This is a genomic window from Flavobacteriaceae bacterium (genome assembly GCA_014075215.1).
GTDB lineage: Bacteria > Bacteroidota > Bacteroidia > Flavobacteriales > Flavobacteriaceae > Polaribacter.
The window spans coordinates 3644314-3665496 of record CP046177.1; the positions used below are offsets into that span (position 1 = coordinate 3644314).

Below are 21183 nucleotides of genomic sequence, written 5' to 3' on the forward strand. Positions count from 1 at the left end.
AAGACTAATTGTTGTGTTTATGCAAAAATTGTAGTTAATCTATAGAGGAAGAATTCTGTGTTTTTGACCCCTCTAAATTGTAATCTAAAGGCTTTGATTTTGGCATTGAAAGATTCTGCCGCTGCATTAGTACTTCTATTAATGAAGTAATTCAATATTGATCTATAGTTAAGCCTGATAGAGTTTGCTATGGTATTAAAAGCCTTGTATGCTGTTTGTTCTACATCTTTATACCAATGCGCTAGTTTTGTATAAGCGACTTGTATTGAGTTTGCTGTGTTGAAGATATTTCTAAGTCCTTGTACGAGCTTAAAAGCTGTTTTGATATCAGGATATCTTTTAAAGAGGATGTTAGCTCTTACTCTTTGATCTTCTGTCCAATTACTTGGTGCTTTGTAGAGTAAGTATCTGCTTCTAGCCAAGAGTTGCTTTATGGTATCTCCATTTTCTAATATTTCAGGGTAATATTCTTTGTTATTGGTTTTGGCAAGTTTGATCCGTTCATTTTCTGTATCTATGGCTTCCCATCGATGTTTGATCCTAATTTCTTGAAGTGCTTCTAGAGCTAGTTTCTGTACATGGAATCTATCGGTTACTTGTATGGCTTTGGGGAAACACCGTTTGGCAATCAGCTTCATGGAGTTCGCCATATCTAGGGTAATTTCTCTGACCTTGTTTCTTTTCGCAGATGAGATTTTAAATAGGTGTTTGATAATAGGTTCTGCTTTGGTAGTAGCTATGATCGCCACAATACTTCCTTTCTTTCCTTTAGCTTTTTTATTGGTAACGATGGTGTAGAGTTCTCCTTTTGATAAGGCTACTTCGTCGATAGATAATCGAGTTCCTATATTCTCAGGGAAGATCAACCACTCTTTGGCATGAGACTTTTCCTTCCACTGTTTAAACTCACTCAAATAATCTCGATACTGCCTTTGGAACTTCTTCCCATTCACGCCATAGATTCTTGCAATGGTTTTGCAATCACTCTTCTCAGTATCGACTAATCTCTTTTAAAAAAGCAGCAAACTCACCTGTCATGCGAGTTCCCTGAGCTACTAGATTCCAATCTCTTTGAATGATTTGCCTAGTCTCTTTATCTAACCATCTACGTCGCCTTACGTGAAGATACACAGTGTTTCCACGCAAAGGAAAGTCTTCAATAGTAATCTCTTTGTGGAAACCATGAGCAATTACATTAGGATTTATGACTTCTTTAGGAACAACATTACGCTCTTCAAAATACAAATGAAGTTCCTCATTTCGATGAGTGTGTCTTACCAAATCAAAATGTTCTACGAGCATCTCAGGTAAGATGAATTTTAAAAGGTCTAAGGATAATTCCAATCTCTGTTTTTTTTTACAAAGATCAAAACTTTAATTCAATCCACACAAAACTTTTGACCCTGATCCCTAATTGCTTCGTTTCACTCGCAAAGACACACTTCATTCAATCTTCAATTAACAATTAATCTTCATCTGAACTCACACACAACTTTTGTGACTGATCCCTCAAAATGTTTCCTAATAGTTTCCTGATTTTCTGTAAACAAAAAAGAGTCACAATAATTTCGACTATAACTCTTTGGTAATCAAAGTGGACCCAGAAGGGCTCGAACCTTCGACCCCCTGATTATGAGTCAGGTGCTCTAACCAGCTGAGCTATGGGTCCTCAATAATTGGAGCAAATGTAAAAACTTTTTAAGAAAATAACTTGTTTTTCTAATACTTTTATCTAATCCGATTCATTAGATAATGACCAAATTCTCTTAGCTTGCTTTTATCCCTGTCATCAATACTTAAAGCAGAAAGCGTATCAAAAGATTTTTGAGTATATATACGAATCCGTTCCCGGATGACAGACGGAATGTTGTATTTTTCAAAAATTCGGGTAACCTCTAAAATTTTTAAAGAATCGTCTTCCGATTTCTGACGGTAATACTGTAATAATTTTTTCTTATCCCCGACATCTGCTAATGCCATAGCCTTTAAATACAGGAATGTTTTTTTGTTCTCTATGATATCTCCTCCCACCTGTTTCCCAAATGTTTCCGGATTGCCGAACGTATCTAGATAATCATCCTGCAATTGAAAAGCAATACCCAGATATGAACCAAAATCATATATCAGCTGACTGTCTTTGGCATTAGCTTCCGCAACAATGGCACCCATTTGTAGAGCAGCAGCAACTAATACCGACGTTTTTAAACGAATCATCGTAACGTATTCTTCAATCGTGATATCATCTCTCAGCTCAAAATCCATATCTAGTTGCTGTCCGTTACAAACCTCCAAAGCTGTTTTGCTAAATAACTTCGCCAATTTTTGAAAAATTGCGGGTTCGTAATTTTCAAAATATTGATACGCCAGGATCAGCATGGCATCTCCGGAGAGTATCCCTGTATTCACATTCCATTTCTCATGAACCGTTTTTTTACCTCTTCTTAAAGGAGCATTGTCCATGATATCATCATGAACCAAAGTAAAATTGTGAAATACCTCTACGGCCAAGGCCGCAGGCAATGCTTTTTTAAAGTCATTCGAAAAAATATCCGCTACCATCAATGTCAATACCGGCCGTATTCTTTTACCTCCCAACTGTAAAATATAATCTATCGGAGTATACAGACTCTCAGGTTCTTTAATCCATTTTTTTGTCTTTAAATAATGTAAAAACTCGGTTTGATAAGTTAAAATATCCAAGGCGAATAAAATTTTTGTAAAAATAATGCAATGAAAACGTCTATTTACTAAAAAATAATTAAAACTAAAGAAACTTTTTTTGTTTCTAAAGTTTCCTTTTGTATTTTTGCAACCGGAAATGAGAGAAGAAATACTACATAAAGCAGGAGAAATGTTCTTAAACTTAGGGTTTAAGAGCGTTACGATGGACGATATTGCTGCGGAATTAGGAGTTTCAAAAAAAACGATCTACAAGTATTTTGAAAATAAGCTAAAGCTTGTAGAGGATTCGACCGTAGCATTACATGAATCGTGTTTGACAATGATTAATATGATTATTGATCAGGGTCATAACCCGATTAAAGAAAATTTTGAAATCAAAAAAATGTTTAAAGAAATGTTCCAAAACGCTTCCTCTTCTCCTATCTATCAGCTTAAAAAATACTATCCCGCCATTTATGAAAAAGTAATGAAAAAAGAAATGGTTGCTTTTTCCGATTGCTTGAAATCTAATTTGGAAAGGGGAATTGAAGAAGGGTATTACAGAACGGCTATTGATATTGAACTTTATATTCAGTTCTATTTTTCCTTGGTTTTCAGTATTCATGAATCTGTAATTGAAAACTACAAAATACCTGATTTGGAAAAAGCGGCATTAGAATATCATACAAGAGCTATAGCTACTGAAAAAGGAATTGAAGAACTAGAAAAACATTTATAACCCGGATATGAAAAAAATTAAAATTTTAAGTGCATTCTTTTTTGTCAGCATATCAATTCCTGCTCAGGAAGTAGCAAAAAATATATCCCTGCAAGAGGCGATAGCATATGCTATCAGGAATAGTTATAATACCAAAATTGCAGCAAATGATATTGCATCTGCAAAAAAGAGAGTTTGGGAGACCACAACTATTGGCTTGCCACAAATAGATGCGAAAGCGGATTATCAGAACTGGCTACAACAGCAGGTTTCATTACTCCCCGCAGAAATTTTCGGAGGAAATGCGGGGGAGTTTGCAGAAGTAACTTTTGGAACAAAACAAAATTTGAATGCAGTCATTACATTAAGACAACTCATTTTTGATGGTTCCTATTTGGTAGGATTGCAATCGGCAAGAACGTTTTTAAAAATATCCGAACAAGCCAAAGAAAAAACCGATCGAGGAGTCAGAGAAGCCGTTATCAATGCATATGGGAATGTACTGATCACAGAAAAAAGCATTGAAATCCTGGAGAAGAATAAAAAACTCCTGGAAAAGAATTTAACAGAAGCTCAGAAAATCTATGAGAATGGCCTCAACGAAGAAGAAGATGTAGAGCAATTGGAAATTACATTAGGAAATATCAATAACCAATTAAATAGTGTCTTGAGAATAAAAGCCATTGCTTATCAGATGTTAAATATCACGCTGGGAAATCCAATTACGACAAAATTAAACCTCACAGATACTTTAGACTCTTTAACCGAACAAAACATCGACCTTAATTTGATTTCTCAATCATTTGATATGGAGAATCATATTGATTTTAAAATTGCCAAAAATAACAGAGAATCCAAACGATTGTTAATGCGTTATGAGCAAAGCAAAAGCTTACCTGTTTTAAAAGCTTTTATTAATTACGGAAGTACCGCAAACTCTAATTCATTTACATTCTTTAACAGCGATCAAAGATGGTTTAATTACTCTCTATTAGGCGTTAGTCTGGAAGTTCCTATTTTTAGTAGTTTACAGAGAAATTCAAAAACAGCTCAGGCAAGAATTGCGCTGGAAACAGCAGACATACAGTTAGAAGAAACAAAGCAAGAACTGAATTTACAGGTACAACGAACAAAAAGCGATTATCAGCTGAGTATTGAGGATTACAAAAACGCCAAAAAAAATGTAGCACTGGCAGAAAGAATTGAAATGAAACAGCGCATCAAATTTTTTGAAGGCATTTCTTCCAGTTTCGATTTAACTCAGGCACAAAATCAATTATATACACAACAACAACGTTACATACAGTCTATGCTGGATTTAATCGCTAAAAAAGCAGCATTGGAAAATGCATTAAACAACTAAAACAATCAATCAAAGATGAGAACACTATATATTGTATTAATGACCATTTTATTTTTCTTTTCCTGTGGAAAGAAAGAAACATCAATAGAAGCTGTTTTAGCCACCAGGGATGTTAAAAAAATCCGGGAGAAAAAAGCAGCACTGGACAAACAACAAAAAGAATTAGCTGAGCAAATACAACAATTAAATGATACGATTGCTAAGTTAGATCCTAGTAAAAACATTCCTTTAATCACTACTATTACAGCAGGACAACAGGTGTTCAAGCATTACTTGGAGTTACAAGGCAATGTTATGACCAAGCAAAATGTATTGGTATATCCCGAAGTGAGCGGCCTTTTGGAAAAAGTATACGTAAAAGAAGGGCAACAGGTTTCCAAAGGACAAGTATTAGGAAGAATAGATGATGCGGGAGCTACTCAGCAATTAGCACAATTGGAAGTAGTGGCAGAGCTGGCTAAAACTACTTTTGAGCGTCAAAAGAGATTGTGGGACAATAAAATAGGTTCCGAAATTGAGTTTTTACAGTCAAAAACAAATTATGAATCGACAAAAAATCAGGTCATACAAGCCAAAAAACAACTGGCAAAATTCAATATCAGAGCCCCTTTTTCAGGTGTTATAGACGACATTATCAAAGATCCGGGAACCGTTGTGAGTCCCGGTCCAAATGCTGAGATTTTTAGAATTGTAAACCTGAACAATATGTATATAGAGACCGATGTTCCCGAAGCTTATATTACCAACATAACAAAAGGAAAGAACGTAAAAATTGAGTTTCCTGTCTTAGGAACCTCTATGAATACTAAAATACGCCAGGTAGGAAGTTTTATTAACCCGGAAAACAGAACATTTAAAATAGCCGTTTCTGTTCCCAATAAAAATAACAGCATTAAACCTAACTTAACTGCCAAACTAAAAATAAATGATTATACCAATGAGAAGGCAATCCTAATTCCGCAAAGTATTGTTTCTGAAAATAGTCAAGGACAACAATACGTATATGTGATCAAAGAAATAGAGAAGGTCAAAAACCCGGAAGGAAAAGAGAGATTACGAGGAATTACAAAACAAGTGGTTATTGAAACCGGAAAGACACAGGGGGATCTTATAGAAGTGCTATCTGAAATAAATATAGAAGATCAAATTGTTAACGAAGGAGCGAGAAGTGTAAAAGAAGGACAATTGGTTACTATAAAAGAAGAGAGAAAGTAATGCATTTTAAAGTTTTAAAGTTAAAAAGTTTTTCAGCTCTTTTAGCATCGTGAGAGAGAAGATTCTTTTTTCGAGAAAAATAAAAGTTAAAAAGTATCATACGTTATGGCGAACCAACAGAAAAAAGTAAACAAAGAGTTTAAATTGTCCTCCTGGGCAATTAGCAATAAAACCACTATTTACGTCTTAATGATAGTCATTTTCTTCTTAGGCATTTCAGCATTTTTAAGTATGCCAAGAGAGAACTTTCCGGAAATTAAAGAAACTAAAATCTATATTAGTTCCGTATTTCCCGGAAATACCGCCGAGGATATAGAAAAATTAATTACAGATCCGTTAGAAGATAAGCTAAAAACGGTGAGTGGTGTCGTCGAAATTACTTCCACATCTCAGGAAGATTACTCCATTATTATGGTAGAATTTGATGATACGGTTACTGTAGAGGAAGCCAAGCAAAAAGTAAAAGATGAGGTGGATTCCGAAACATCCGGTGAAGATTGGCCCACATTCAATAATGCCAAAGTAGACCCCACTATTTTTGAGCTGAGTATTTCCGAGGAGTTTCCGATTTTAAATATCAATATACAAGGCGATTACCCTGTAGACAAACTAAAAGAGTATGGAGAGTATTTACAAGATGAAATAGAAAGTTTAGCCGAAATAAAGAAAGTAGACATTCGAGGAGCTCAGGAAAAGGAAGTAGAAGTTGCGGTGGATATTTATAAAATGATGGCAGCCAAAGTCAGTTTCAATGATATCATTACAAGTATCAACAATGGAAATATGACCACATCTGCAGGTAATTTGATAACCAGCGGACAGAGAAGAACGATTCGGGTGATTGGAGAAATCAGCCGACCTGAAGCTTTGGAAAACTTCGTGGTAAAATCAGAAAAAAATAATCCTATTTATCTGAGGGATGTAGCTACCGTTACCTTTAAAGACAAAGAAAAAATCACCTATGCAAGAGAGAAAAAAGCAGATGTGGTAATGCTGGATGTAAAAAAGCGTTCCGGGAAAAACATGGTAGCGGCAACAGAAAAAATCAGAAAAATAGTAACCGATGCACAAAAAAATGTCTTTCCAAAAAATCTGACGATTACCATTGCCAATGATCAATCTTCAAAAACCATTGGTCAGGTTGATGACCTGGTGAATAATATCATCTTTGGAGTTATTCTTGTAGTTATCGTATTGATGTTTTTCTTAGGCTTTAAAAATGCACTATTTGTCGGGTTTGCAATTCCTATGTCCATGTTCATGTCTTTAATGATTCTAAACATGGCCGGATATACTATGAATACCATGATTTTATTTGGACTCATTATGGGCCTTGGAATGTTGGTGGATAATGGAATTGTAGTGGTAGAAAATGTGTATCGCTTAATGTCTGAGGAAGGAATGTCAAGGGTTCAGGCTGCTAAAAAAGGAATTGGAGAAATCGCATTTCCAATCATTATCTCTACATTAACAACGGTAGCCGCATTTGTTCCTTTAGGTTTGTGGCCGGGGTTTATGGGGCAGTTTATGAAGTATTTTCCTATCACGCTTTCGGCGGTGTTAGGTTCCTCTTTATTTGTAGCCATCTTCTTTAATTCTGTTTTGGTCTCTCAATTTATGAAAACAGAAGATAAAAATATGCCTTTAAAGCGCATTATCATTATTTCCTCCACGGTAGCAGTCATAGGTATGTTAATTCTTCTTTCGGGAACCCCATTTAAAGCTATCGGTTCTATCATGGTATTCACGGCCATCATGTTGTGGGTATATCGCCTGGCATTAAGACCTTTGGCCAATGGGTTTCAGACTAAAGTATTACCGCGCTGGGAACGTTTTTATGAAAATATGCTTACATCGGCATTAAAAGGTTGGCGACCGGGGTTTATTATCGCAGCTACTTTTATGCTATTAATCATGGCTTTTGCAGGCTTTGGTGAGTCGATGAGAAGTAAAAGAACAAAAGTAGAGTTCTTTCCGGATAATGAACCCAACCAGATCATTGTGTATATAGAATATCCGCAGGGTACGGACATTGAAAAGACCAATGAGATTACCAAAGAGATTGAAAAAAGAGTACAAGATGTTATTGATTCGGAAGAATATATAGATGAAAACGGAGAGAATTTTTTAGTAGAAAGTGCCATTTCTCAGGTAGGGTCGGGATCCGGAAACCCACAAACAGATGGGGGATCAAATGCCGAAATGCCGCATAGAGGCAAGATTACTGCTACTATGAGGGAATTTAAGTACAGAAAAGGAGCAAAATCCAGGGTATTGCAAAAGAAAATTCAGGAAGCAGTAAACGACATATATCCCGGAGTTGCCATATCTGTTGAAAAAGATGCCGTAGGGCCGCCGGCGGGATATCCTGTCAATATAGAATTGGAAGGGCAGAACTATAAAGAATTGATAGAAACCGCAGAAAAAATGCGAGACTTTATCAATTCGAAAAATATCGAAGGAATTGACGAATTAAAGATTGATGTAAATAAAAAGAAACCGGCAATGCTGGTACAAGTTGACCGGAAAAAAGCAGGGGAATTAGGTGTGAGTAACGGCCAGGTCGGGCAACAATTAAGAAATGCCGTGTTTGGGGCAAAAGCAGGTATTTATAAGGAAAATGGTGAAGATTATGATATTTATGTACGCTTTAAAAAGGAAGACCGGTACAATACAAATGCCATCTTTAACCAGAGAATTACCTTTAAAGACCAGGCATCAGGGAAGACAAAAGAGATTCCTGTTTCTGCTATTGCAAAACAATCTAATACTTCCGGATACAGCGCTATCAAACACAGAGACGTAAAACGTGTCGTTACCGTATATTCCGCATTATCTCCCGGATTTAATGATGCCGGAGCGATTATTTCCCAGATTCAGGATGAAATGAGTAGTTTTACGGAGATACCTGCTACTGTAAAAATTGATTATACAGGCCAGATAGAAGAGCAAAATAAACAACAAGCTTTTTTAATGGGAGCGTTCTTTACCGGGTTGGCACTGATCTTTTTTATTTTGATATTTCAATTTAATTCCATTTCCAAACCCGCCATCATCATGCTCGCTATTTTTTTAAGTTTGATAGGCGTATTTGGCGGTATTGTAACTACCGGATCATCTTTCGTGATCATGATGACTATGATGGGGATTATATCGCTGGCAGGAATTGTAGTAAACAACGGAGTTGTGCTTCTGGATTATACCCAGCTTTTAATCGACAGAGAAAAAATAGAAAACAACAAAAATGAAAATAATATAGATATCAACGATATCAAAAATGCTATTATCAGAGGAGGTAAAGCACGTCTAAGGCCTGTATTATTGACAGCAATTACTACTATTCTCGGATTAATTCCGTTGGCAACAGGATTAAATATTAATTTTTATACATTATTTAGCGAGTTTAATCCCAATATCTATGTCGGAGGAGACAATGTTATTTTTTGGGGGCCGTTGGCCTGGACAGTAATATATGGGTTGTTTATAGCTACATTTTTAACTCTCATAGTTGTACCCATCTTATTCTTTTTAATCACCAAATTAAAAATAAGGTTACGACTGAAAAGTGTTTAATAGTTGAAATTTGTATGCCATTATCGGGAAACCAAATGTACATTTATGATTTTGACTTCCCTCTCGTTGGATATATAACTTGCTTTTCTTTGAATTGACCGATTTCTTCCCTTAATGTTTGATTGATGTTTTGAATCAAATCATTTTGGAATTTCATAATTCTCAATAAATCGTGCATTGCGTTTAAATTTTCCAATTGTTGAACTCATTTAAACTTTTTCAATTTGCTAAAAAATGGGTGTTTTCCGCTCTGTTTTTATCTTTTTTTCCTTTCGTAACGCTGCCTATGCAACTCAAAAAAGCTTTCAGCATATCTAAAAACTTCTAATTTTCGCTTACATCCAAAAAGTTTAAATGAGTTCGTTTATAAACAACCTCTTATAAATCAGCTTTTGTATATCTTTTGCTCATGTTCTAAATTTTTTGATGGATAAAAGAACACGTCAAATGTAAAATAAAACTGCATTAATGCAAAATAAATATACATTTGTTTTTCATTTATGAAAATCATTCGTTCAAAAGTGTGTTAATACATTACATTTTGTACATTTGAAGCGATGAATAATAAGCTTAACAGAATTAAAGAGATTTTGGTAAGACAAGGTGTTAGTCAAAAAGATTTAGCGGCTCATCTTGAAAAAAACGAACATACGGTTTCAAATTGGTGTATTAATAAGTCTCAACCTCATTTAAAAGAGTTATACAAGATTGCTGAAATCTTAAAAGTTAATGTTTGTGATCTGTTGGTTAATAACAAGGACAATTAATAATGTATTATAGACGTAAATTAATATTAGGAGTACTAGAGGAGTTTGGAGGAAAACTGAACCATACTAATTTTCAAAAAATTCTTTTTTTAGTAACAAGGAAACAAACCCAAAAATATTTTGATTTTGTTCCGTATAAGTATGGGTGTTTTTCTTTTCAGGCAAATCAAGATTTACTTACTCTTGGGAAGTACGACTTGATAAAATCAGCTACAACTCAAAAATCGTCCAATTGGATATTAACTAATGAAGATTCAAATTTCTTATATGAATTAAAAAAAGAAGACCAATCAGCAATAAAATCTGTAAAAAGAAAAATAGATGGTTTAGTACAAAAAGATTTAATCAAGTATACCTATTTGAACTACCCCTTTTATGCAACCAAAAGTCAAATTGCAAATGGCATTCTTTCAAAAGAGGAGTTTTCCAAAATACGTAAGCAGCAAAGAAATATTGAGAGACAAGAGTTTTTTACAATAGGATATGAGGGTATTAGCCTAGAAACATATCTTAATAAACTAATTATTAATGATATAAAATTATTGTGTGATGTTCGTAAGAACTCTTTGAGTATGAAATACGAGTTTTCTAAATCTCAATTAAGAAATGCTTGTGAAAGTATTGGTATTAAGTATGTACATATTCCAGAATTAGGTATTGATTCCGATAGAAGACAGGAACTAAATACTATGTCTGATTACAATAGATTGTTTGAAGAGTATGAGAATACTACCCTTAAGAAAAATCACCAATCATTAAAAGATTTATTTCAACTTGTAAATGACTATAAACGTGTAGCCATTACTTGTTTTGAAAAAGAAGTTTGTATGTGCCACAGAGGAAGAGTACTTAAAGCTTTAATTGCGCTTCCTGATTGGGATATACCTTATAAACACTTGTAAATGGCACGCAAAAGGTTTTACTAACTGTAACAACATATCCTTTACCTTCGAGAAGCTATGACGAACTTGTATGTACGGCAGGAGTTTTGGAAGATGGGAATTGGATAAGAATATATCCAGTACCACTAAGCTTTTTATTAGGTCAGCGAAAATCAGGCAAAATAGAATCCTTTAAGTATTCATGGATGGAATTAGACCTCAATAGACGTACGGATGATTTTCGACCAGAAAGTTTCTCACCTAAAAATTATGACTTTCGAGATTTAGAATTACTTGATAGAATTGATACGAAAAATAATTGGGCTTTTCGAAAAGAATTTTGTTTAAAAAATGTTTACACAAATTTCGACAAGCTAATTGAGGAATCTAAAGCTCCAACGAATAAATCACTAGCTACATTTAGACCTTTTTCCATAGAGCGGCTGGAAATTGAAGAAGATGAACGTGAATGGAAAAATGAATGGCAAGAATTGAGAAAGCAAGGCGACCTCTTTTCTCAAGATAAAGAACCCGAAATACTAATCCCTAAATTACCTTAACCCGTTGTCCATTTTGAACTAAAAAGTAAATTTAAACGTCAGTTCGAGTGATTTTGAGCTACGAAAAATCGTATCGAGAACATATTTAGAGCAAAAATTCTATTCTCGATACAAATTTTTCTCATTTTCAATCGAAAAATTTACTCGAATTGACGAATTTTATCAAAATGCACAACGGGTTACCTTATAAATTTTATTATCGATTCAAGGACGAAACAGGAAAATCAAGACGATTGATGATTGAAGATTGGGAAATAGGTCAGCTATATTGGAATTGTCTAAAAACCACAGGAGGAAATGAGGAAGAAGCATTGAAAAAAGTGTGTCAACGTTATGAAGAAGAATTCATTAACAAAAAAGACATTCATTTCTTCTTAGGAACCACAAGACAATGGCATATGAGACGTTCTCGGAATCCTTTTGTAATTATTGGTGTATTCTATCCTAAGACAGAAAGTCAATTAAATCTTTTTAGGTAATGAATATTAAAAAGAAATAAAACGGCATACAACAAAAATTGGTCATTTGACGGATAGTGCTAATTTTAAATATGGTAACATTTAATAAAATATTTAGCGGTTTGATAGGTTGGAGTTTCAAAATGCCAAACACTCCATATTTAAACCGTTGGAAAGTATAGAAGTTAAAAAGTTTCGAGTTAGAAACTTAACTTTTTAAAAACAGGAAAGACAGGTTATTTTTTATAAAATATGGAGAAATTTTTTTTTGCTGTTGATGAAGTTAAAAAAAAGTTAGAGCAATATTGTGTCTACCAGGACAGATGTCATCAGGAGGTTGAAAAAAAATTAAAGGAATTTAAATTAATAGCCATCGCAAGAGAAGAAGTTCTTTTACACTTAATACAACATGACTTTTTAAATGAAGAACGTTTTGCCAAAAGTTTTGCAAGAGGAAAATTTAGAATTAAAAAATACGGAAAACTCAGAATTGTAAAAGAATTAAAGTATAGAAATCTCTCCGAATACAATATCAAAATTGCCTTAAAAGAAATTGACGAACAAGAATATACAATAACAATACATAAACTGATAGAAAAGAAAGCAGCGATGCTTTCGGAACAAAACCTCATAAAAAAGAAAAAAAAGATATTGGATTATATGTTAAGAAAAGGATATGAATATGAGCTGATAATTGAAGCAATAGCTTTACTATACTCAAGTTGAAAATTTTGAAAGCTTCAAGTATTTTTAAAATCAGAGTTGAAATATAATCGACAAATATGTAGTATAAATTTTATTTATAGTGCTATAAATAAAATTTATGATGCTGCCAAAAAGTTTAAATAAGTTTCTTTTAAAAAGAGTGACAAATTTTTAAAACTTAAAACTTTCAAACTTGAAACTATATCACTTTTCTCGATGTAATGTGAAACTCTTCGTAGACCTGTAACAGGCTCATCAGAGTAGAAATTAAATCCTGAGTTTCTAATAATATGCTAAAATATAACGTTGTATTTTTAGGGCTCGTTTCATCTGTTCTGATTCTGGATACCTGATTTTCAATAGAGTAAGAAACATCTTTTAATAGTTCCTGCTTTTCTTTAAGAACTTCATTCAAATTATCAAAAGACCTGTTTTCAAAAGCATTACTTACTTTTTTCAGTAAACCGGTTAGCTGATTATCAATTTCTTTTAAATCCTTTAACTGAGCTTTCTTTAAATTTTTGTGATTGTTATTTACATGTTTATAACTTGCTTTGGAAATATAACTGATAGACTGTGCTACGTCCTGCAAATATCCTAATACTAGGATATAAAACTTACTGGCTTGTACGGAAGTATCGTCTAAAGATTTGATAAAGTAAAAAACACCGTTTTTCAGGTCGTCTATTTCATCGTTTAGTTTCCCCACATGTTTGCCTGTTTTTCGCAACTTATTCAAATCGTGTTTTGCCAGATCATTGACTACGTTGGTGTATAGGATATTGACACGTTGAGCTACTTCGGCAATATGATCTGAACTTTCTTCAATAACACCACTAATGGTAATCAATTCAGCCCTTTCTATATATTGCTGTTTTTTTACCTCTTTTGATTTTTTTCTGTGGCGTAAGGTATTTCTAATAATCAATATGGCCACCAATATCAGCAATATGGGAATAGTAGCCGTATCCCAATGAATCAGAAATGCTACAAAAGCAGCTGCTATAAAAGCGGTGATAGCAGTCAGGAACCATCCGCCGATCACATTGATAACTCCGGCCACTCTGTAGACCGCACTCTCTCTTCCCCAGGCTCTGTCGGCAAGAGAGGTTCCCATAGCAACCATAAAAGTTACATAAGTGGTAGATAGCGGAAGTCTCATTGAAGTAGCAATAGATATCAAAATACCCGCAACAATTAAGTTAACCGATGCTCTGACCATATCAAAAGCCGGTAATTCATAGGTTTTATCCTTAGGCAGTTTTATCATAGGTTTTTGGAATTTGGAATCTATGAATGCTACTGTTTTTTTTGATAACATATAACCAAGACCTACATTAATTCCCATAGAAGCTCTCACGATAATTCTTGACAAAGGATTAGGTCTGAATTTTTCATACCCTTCTCCCTGACGAGATAAGTTAATTCCGGTATCAATTACATTTTTGGCTTTTTTGGAAGTCCATAAGGTAATCACCATAATCCCTCCCGCAGCTAATAACAGCCAAACATTAGAAGACACTTTTTTTTCCAGAATTCCCATTGAAAAAGATTCGGCCATCACCCCGGAATCAGCAAAAGCCTGATAAGAATTCCATGCAGCAATAGGTACTCCGATAAAGTTGACCAGATCATTCCCGGAGAATGCCATAGCCAGAGAAAATGTTCCGATACCAATGATTAATTTGAGTATGTTTAATTTAAAAACTTTGATCGAAAATTGAGAAATGAGCGTCCAAAAAGCAAAACTTCCCATAATAATTAGTAGCGTATTATCTTCTATCATATATTTTATATTTGCATAAAAAGGAGTTCCTTTTAAGCCTTTGATAATGATAAAATAAGTAATTGCCGTAATGGCAAACCCTCCAAATAATGCGTTGATATATGTTGCTCTTTTCTCAAAATTAAACGAGTAGATGAGGCGGGAAATAAACTGTACAATAGCTCCGACAGAGAACGCAACCACCACCGATAGCAATATCCCGATAATAATTTTTGATGCGGTTTCATAGTTAATATATTCCCGGATAGCACTAAAAGATTCAGCATTATTTCCTGATATTTTTATGAATGAAATGGCTACGGCAGCTCCTAATAATTCAAATACAATAGATACAGTTGTTGATGTCGGCATGCCGAGAGTGTTAAATACATCTAAAAGCAAAATATCAGTCATCATTACCGCCATAAAAATGAACATGATATCCTGAAACATGAACATTCCCGGATTAAAGATTCCTTTGCGTGCTACTTCCATCATACCACTGGAAGTAATTGCTCCAAAGAATACCCCTATACTGGCAATAATCATGATATTTCTGATAGAAATGGCTTTGGAACCAATTGCTGAGTTCAAAAAATTGATGGCATCATTACTAACTCCTACCACCAAATCAACAATAGCCAGAGCAGCTAAAGCAACAAGCATTAAAATATATGGATCGTCCATAATTTGGCTTTTAAGTTTTTACAAATGTATACGCCCTTACCGGTACACATGTTAGGTTTATGTTATTTTTAAGCGTGAACTTTATACTTGTTCTTGCAATAGAGTATATTACTTCATTTAAGTTGTTTCAATGATCGGTACTGCACATTTCACAACTATACTTGAAATAAATGTTTTTAAAATTTTAAATAAATGTTAAGATCTGAGTTCTTATTAACAATTACTTAATCTTTCAATAATATTATTATAATTTCCAAATAATCTTCTTTTTACACTATTGTTTCAATTTTGCGAAAATAAATCATTACACAGAAATAATGCGAAGAAAAGTGCTACTAATGCTTTTAATAGCAATTGCCCATATGGGAATTGCTCAAGAGAAAGGAACAATTAAAGGGAAAATATTAGATAAAGAATCAAATGATGAGCCTCTGCCATTCGCCAGTGTAATTCTAAAAGGAACTACTACCGGAACAGAAACAGATTTGAACGGAAATTTTAGTTTAACCGTAGATTCCGGATCATATAAGGTTGTCTTCAGTTTTCTGGGATATAAAACCATAGAAATTCCTGTTGTTGTAAAACCGGGAGAAACAGTAATAATTAATAAAACACTCACCGCAGAGGAAGGGGTTGCATTAGATGAGATTCAGATAACGGGTTCTAAGAGCAAGGAAAAAATATCCTCCTTAATTATAGATCAAAAGAGGGCTATATCGATCGAGGCAAAAATCGGAGCCCAGGAGCTTTCTCAAAAAGGAGTTTCTGATGCAACAGAGGCTGTGGCAAAAACAGCAGGGGTCTCTAAAGGGTCAAAAAATATAGTAGTAAGAGGTCTGGGAGATAGATATAATTCTACTTCCTTAAATGGACTTCCGTTACCTTCCGAAGATCCTGAATATAAAAACATATCATTGGATTTTTTTGATACAAGTATTATTAAGAATATAGGAGTCAATAAAGTATTTTCTCCGGGCATCATAGGAGATGTCGGAGGTGCCAATATTAATATTGTATCGAAAGAGCTGATAAAAAAAAAATTTGCAAATGTCGGATTTTCTACCGGAGCCAATACACAAACACTAAGTAAAGAATTTTTAACGATTGATGGCACAAACCGTTTTGGAACGGGAAATGGATTTTCAATTCCGGTAAATAACCTAACACAATATACCTTTGCTGACTCCTGGAGACCTAATACCCAAAATCTTCAATCAAACAATAGTTTTTCTTTTTCACTAGGGAGAAAGTTTACTATTGGAGATGAAGGAAAGTTGAGTATCTTTTTAACAGGAAGTTTTGATGGAAAATACAACTATGTAGACGGCAATATCAAGCAAACCAATAGCATAGGAGCCATTTTTCTTGATCAGGACTTTAAAAAATACGAGTATAATGTTTCTCAAATCTTAATGGGAAATATAAAATACAAATTCGGAAAAGGCCATGAGCTCTCTTATAACCATTTGTTCATTCACAATAACAGACAGGTAATAGGAGATTACTCCGGATTTGTAAATCCGGAACAAACAGGGGATCTGGAATTTCAAAGAAGGCAACAGGTAAATGACAATAGTTTATATGTCAATCAACTTCTAAGTACATTTTTATTATCAGATAGATGGACCATAGAAGCAAAAGGTTCTTTAAATTTTGTTCAGGGGAATGAACCGGATAGAAGAACAAATAAATATCTTTTTAGAGATAACTTCTATAGTCCGCAAACCAATAGTGCGGGAGAGAACGAACGTTATTTTTCCAAACTACAGGAATTAGACAACAATGGTTATGGAAAATTTATCTACAAGTTAAAAGAAGATGAAGAAGATAGTAGCATACTAGCATTTGGAGAACATTTTAGATATACCGAAAGATTGTTTTCCGCAACTATTTTTAATCACGGATTTAATACCAGAGCCACTATAGATATTAATAATCCTGATGCTGTATTTAGTCAGGAGTCATTAAATAACGGTATTTTTAGACTGGAAACGGGTAGGGGAACGGCAAATAATCCTTTTGCTTTTGTGCCATTTACTTACAGGGGAAAAAAATTGATCCAATCCGGGTTCTCCAATGCTGTCTATCAATTTAATGAAAACTTCATTGTATCGGGAGGAGTCAGAGTTGAATCTGTTCAGCAAAGAGTTACCTACAATACAAATATTGCCAATAGTAATGATAACGGACCTTCTAATATTAAAAAATTATATGTGTTGCCGAGTTTCAATATTAAGTATAACTTTAATGAAAACAGTATTGTAAGATTTGCTGCAAGCCAAACATATACATTGCCTCAATTCAAAGAAACAGCTCCTTTTAAATATCAGGATGTCAGCTTTTCAAGTCAAGGAAACCCCAATTTAATTCCTTCTGACAATTATAATTTTGATGTTAAATACGAATACTATTTATCTTCAAGCGAATTGATTACAGTGACAGGGTTTTACAAACTCATTCAAAACCCTATAGCAAGAAGCGAGATACCAAGTGGAGGGAATACATTAACCTATTTAAATGTAGGGAATAATGCTTCGGTTTTTGGAATGGAAATAGAAGCGAGGAAAAGCCTTCTGAAAAGTGCTGAAACTGTTGATAATGAATATTCTTTGGATGCAGGATTAAATGCTTCTTTACTATCATCAAAAGTGAATCTTGATACCGCTTCAGTTGCCCAGTTTACAAACAGCTCAAGTGATTTGGAAGGAGCAACACCTTTTTTAATCAATGCAGATGTTTCATTTAATAAAAAATATGAGAACAGCGAATGGCAAACTTCGTTAGTATTTAACTATTTCAGTGAAAGAGTATACTCAATAGGGACCAGAGGTTTTGAAAATATTCTGGAAAAAGGAATCCCGACATTAGACATTGTTTCTTCATTGAGATTAGGCAAACACTACAACATCAAATTAAAAGCCCAAAATTTACTAGACCCGTCTTTTGAGCTAAGCAGAGAAGGAGCAAATAACGGAGGAAATGTCGTGTTAGGAAATTATAAAAAAGGTGTTAACTTAAGTTTAGGACTGACGTATGATTTCTAAAAAAACCTTGTTTTTAATAACAATTCTTTAAAAAACAGCTAATACATAAATAATATATACAATGCAATTTTGTATCAGTTAAATAAAACAATAAAAATGAAAAAAAATCTTTTAACCATTTTAGCAATTATTGCTTTCGCCTTTGCAGGATGCACATTAGATAATGATGATGCAACTGTAATTGTTCAAAACCCGACTACCAGTCAAAATTTATCGGGGAATTTAACATCGGATTTAACATTACAATCAGGTATAGAATATACATTAACCGGAGCACTTTTTGTAAAATCCGGTGCTACATTGACCATTCAAGCCGGAGTAACCGTAAAAGCATTAGCCTTTAGATTAGCAAATAGAAATAATTACTTAAAATAAAAACATAATAGTTATGATGAAATTTCTTTTTTTGCTTCTTTTTTTCTTTGTTAATAACTCTTATTTTGTTGATAACCAAAAACACAAAAGAACGGAGTGAACTTTAGCGGCCAGCTAGCTTTTTAGAGCCATCCCCCGTATTAGTCTCCGTTCTTTTTAAAAGTTACTTAGAACCATATAGAATTTCAGTTTCTGCCCTTATTAAAGGTCTTAGTTTAAGTAACTATTATTAATATCTAATTACAAAATTATGAAAACAAATGAAATTATCGGAATCGATGTCAGTAAATTATTAATTGATGTTTGTATCTATTCTAAACAAATTGTTCAACAGTTTGAGAACAGTAAATCTGGATTTAAATTAATGCTAAAGTGGAGTTTTAAAAATTCGTCTTTCTCTAAAGAAGAAACCATGTTTGTATTTGAACATACAGGAATGTACTCTCATTTATTATCTGTGTCTTTAACTGAACAAAAATTATCTTTTTTCATAGCTTCTGGTTTAGAAATTAAAAGATCTATTGGTATTGCTCGTGGAAAGGATGACCAAATTGATGCCAAACGCATTGCTCTATATGGGTATCGATTAAAAGAAGAACTTAAACCCAGTAAGCTACCTAAAAGAAGTATATTACAACTAAAAAGTCTCTTATCTTTAAGGACAAAACTTAACAAACAAAGAGCTGGTTTTAAAGTTACTTTGAAAGAACAAAAAAGAATTTATAAAGCAAAAGAGTATAAAATAATCTTTGACGTTCAACAAAAAATGATTGCAGAACTAACCAAACAAATACACAAGATTAATACTCAAATGCAAGCTATTATTGACCAAAATATAATGTTAAAAGAAACCTATAAACTTGTTACTAGTGTTAAAGGTATAGGAATGCAAACTGCTATAATGATGATTGTGTTTACTGACAATTTTTCAAAATTTGAAAACTGGAGAAAGTTTGCCTCTTATTGTGGTGTTGCTCCTTTTCCTTACCAATCTGGAACTAGTATTAAAGGACGTACAAAAGTCTCTCATTTGGCTAATAAAAAATTGAAAGCAATTATTAATATGTGCGCTATTTCTGCTATACAACATAACCCAGAAATGAAATTATACTATCATAAAAGAATAAAACAAGGCAAAAGTAAAATGAGTACCGTTAACATTATTAGAAACAAATTAATAGCAAGAGTGTTTGCCGTTGTCAAACGACAAACACCCTATGTAGATACTTTTAAATTTGCTGCATAAATTAGTAAAAATAATATCTCAACTTTTACTTGTTTTTATCATAGAATACGGGGGGAACGGATGTATATATTTTAGTAGAAAGAGGAGGAAAAATTATTGCTGATGGAACAGCTACTGCTCCCATCACTTTTACATCCGGTGCAACAAGCCCACAAGCCGGAGATTGGGGAGGTTTGATTATTAATGGAAATGCACCTTTAAGCCGTCAGGCAGGATCAAGTAGCAATGCAGCAACAGAAGTAAATAATACTATTTTCTTTGGAGGGAATAATACTACAGATAATTCCGGGATTGTAAATTATGTAAAGCTGGAATATACAGGAGCGAGAATTGATGACGAATCAGAACACAATGGATTGACATTAAACGGAGTAGGCAATGGAACTACAATTAGTAATATAATGATCATTAACGGAGATGACGATGCTATTGAGTTTTTCGGAGGTACTGTTAACGCATCTAATATTTTGGTAATAAATGCAAAAGATGACATGTTCGATTTTACTCAGGGATATGCAGGAACTTGTACCAATTTATACGGAGTACGAGAGAGTTCCTATACAGCAGTAACCTCAGATCCCAGAGGAATTGAAGCAGATGGAAATTTGGATGGAAATTCTCCAACAGATATCAACCAATCTGTCTTTACCGTAAATGGCCTGACAGTTATAAACGACGGGAATGCAGTGCAAATGTCCGATGCTGTTAAAGTGAGAAGAGGTGCTACTGCAACCATTACAAATGCTTACATAGCTCTAGGGCCCGGAGCAACTTACTCTGATTTTATTGACTTAGATGATTCTAAAGGAACAGCAACCATGGCAACATCAATTACTGCCGTAGGAAATCCTGCAAATGGATTAGACATTACAGATAATAAAAACACTGTAGGTGCAACCATTAATACATCTTCAGGAGCCACAGGAGGGGCAGACACAAGTGCTTTTGCCTGGACCGGATATAGCTTTAATTAGAAAGAGACAAGGAATAGATTTTTTAGAGGAAGCTGTCTAAAAAGGCAGCTTCTTTTTTTGATAGATAAGCTCAAATTATACCAAAAAGAATATGAAAGTGGTCTAAAGATGGTGTGAGGAAAATTTCAAAGTTCGAGTTAAAAAACACAGGTATAGCCTTAGTTACGCGGAGTATTTTTAGCGATGAAATT

17 protein-coding genes and 1 tRNA gene are annotated in these 21183 nt (G+C 33.9%); 13 read left to right on the forward strand and 5 right to left on the reverse strand.

Annotated elements, in window-relative coordinates; translation table 11 throughout:
- Positions 1 to 17: 17 nt before the first annotated feature.
- From GKR88_18125 to GKR88_18140, 4 genes are all read right to left on the reverse strand, one after another.
- Positions 18 to 971, reverse strand: a complete 954-nt coding sequence (locus GKR88_18125) for a DDE transposase (GenBank protein QMU66007.1) — start codon at positions 969 to 971, stop codon at positions 18 to 20.
- Positions 972 to 990: 19 nt separating this feature from the next.
- Entirely contained in the window at positions 991 to 1344 is a 354-nt protein-coding gene (locus GKR88_18130; GenBank protein ID QMU66008.1) for a transposase, read from the reverse strand.
- Between the two features lie 251 nt (positions 1345 to 1595).
- Positions 1596 to 1669: transfer RNA gene (locus GKR88_18135), tRNA-Ile, on the reverse strand.
- Positions 1670 to 1728: 59 nt separating this feature from the next.
- The gene (locus tag GKR88_18140; protein ID QMU66009.1) at positions 1729 to 2700 is read right to left on the reverse strand and encodes a polyprenyl synthetase family protein; all 972 of its coding nucleotides are present in this window, start codon (positions 2698 to 2700) and stop codon (positions 1729 to 1731) included.
- 118 nt (positions 2701 to 2818) lie between these two features.
- On the opposite strand from GKR88_18140, the gene GKR88_18145 reads away from it, so the two are divergent.
- The 9 genes from GKR88_18145 to GKR88_18185 all read left to right on the forward strand — a co-directional run bounded on the left by GKR88_18145 (position 2819) and on the right by GKR88_18185 (position 12922).
- Complete coding sequence (locus GKR88_18145) at positions 2819 to 3400, forward strand: TetR family transcriptional regulator (GenBank protein ID QMU66773.1); 582 nt, start codon at positions 2819 to 2821, stop codon at positions 3398 to 3400.
- 7 nt (positions 3401 to 3407) lie between these two features.
- Positions 3408 to 4742, forward strand: coding sequence for a TolC family protein (locus GKR88_18150; GenBank protein QMU66010.1), 1335 nt, complete (start codon positions 3408 to 3410; stop codon positions 4740 to 4742).
- A 15-nt stretch (positions 4743 to 4757) separates the two neighbouring features.
- Positions 4758 to 5957 carry an efflux RND transporter periplasmic adaptor subunit gene (locus GKR88_18155; GenBank protein ID QMU66011.1) on the forward strand — a complete coding sequence of 400 codons (1200 nt, stop codon included), beginning with the start codon at positions 4758 to 4760 and terminating at the stop codon, positions 5955 to 5957.
- Positions 5958 to 6062: 105 nt separating this feature from the next.
- Positions 6063 to 9530 carry an AcrB/AcrD/AcrF family protein gene (locus tag GKR88_18160; GenBank protein QMU66012.1) on the forward strand — a complete coding sequence of 1156 codons (3468 nt, stop codon included), beginning with the start codon at positions 6063 to 6065 and terminating at the stop codon, positions 9528 to 9530.
- Positions 9531 to 10087: 557 nt separating this feature from the next.
- Positions 10088 to 10297: a helix-turn-helix domain-containing protein gene (locus GKR88_18165; GenBank protein ID QMU66013.1), complete on the forward strand. Its 210-nt coding sequence runs from the start codon at positions 10088 to 10090 to the stop codon at positions 10295 to 10297.
- Positions 10297 to 11199, forward strand: coding sequence for a DUF488 family protein (locus GKR88_18170; GenBank protein ID QMU66014.1), 903 nt, complete (start codon positions 10297 to 10299; stop codon positions 11197 to 11199). The genes GKR88_18165 and GKR88_18170 overlap by 1 nt, the downstream gene beginning before the upstream one ends.
- 86 nt (positions 11200 to 11285) lie before the next feature.
- Complete coding sequence (locus tag GKR88_18175) at positions 11286 to 11738, forward strand: hypothetical protein (protein QMU66015.1); 453 nt, start codon at positions 11286 to 11288, stop codon at positions 11736 to 11738.
- Positions 11739 to 11887: 149 nt separating this feature from the next.
- Positions 11888 to 12217, forward strand: a complete 330-nt coding sequence (locus GKR88_18180) for a hypothetical protein (protein QMU66016.1) — start codon at positions 11888 to 11890, stop codon at positions 12215 to 12217.
- Between the two features lie 231 nt (positions 12218 to 12448).
- Positions 12449 to 12922 carry a recombinase RecX gene (locus tag GKR88_18185; GenBank protein ID QMU66017.1) on the forward strand — a complete coding sequence of 158 codons (474 nt, stop codon included), beginning with the start codon at positions 12449 to 12451 and terminating at the stop codon, positions 12920 to 12922.
- A 178-nt stretch (positions 12923 to 13100) separates the two neighbouring features.
- On the opposite strand, the gene GKR88_18190 is transcribed toward GKR88_18185, so the two are convergent.
- Positions 13101 to 15353: an inorganic phosphate transporter gene (locus tag GKR88_18190; GenBank protein ID QMU66018.1), complete on the reverse strand. Its 2253-nt coding sequence runs from the start codon at positions 15351 to 15353 to the stop codon at positions 13101 to 13103.
- Between the two features lie 317 nt (positions 15354 to 15670).
- Between GKR88_18190 and GKR88_18195 the strand changes: the two genes are divergently transcribed.
- From GKR88_18195 to GKR88_18210, 4 genes are all read left to right on the forward strand, one after another.
- Positions 15671 to 18397: a TonB-dependent receptor plug domain-containing protein gene (locus GKR88_18195; protein QMU66019.1), complete on the forward strand. Its 2727-nt coding sequence runs from the start codon at positions 15671 to 15673 to the stop codon at positions 18395 to 18397.
- 96 nt (positions 18398 to 18493) lie between these two features.
- Complete coding sequence (locus tag GKR88_18200; protein ID QMU66020.1) at positions 18494 to 18772, forward strand: hypothetical protein; 279 nt, start codon at positions 18494 to 18496, stop codon at positions 18770 to 18772.
- Positions 18773 to 19022: 250 nt separating this feature from the next.
- Positions 19023 to 20018 (forward strand): transposase, encoded by a 996-nt coding sequence (locus GKR88_18205; protein ID QMU66021.1) that lies wholly within the window; start codon positions 19023 to 19025, stop codon positions 20016 to 20018.
- Positions 20019 to 20191: 173 nt separating this feature from the next.
- Positions 20192 to 20992, forward strand: a complete 801-nt coding sequence (locus GKR88_18210; GenBank protein QMU66022.1) for a hypothetical protein — start codon at positions 20192 to 20194, stop codon at positions 20990 to 20992.
- The last annotated feature ends 191 nt before the right edge of the window (positions 20993 to 21183 follow it).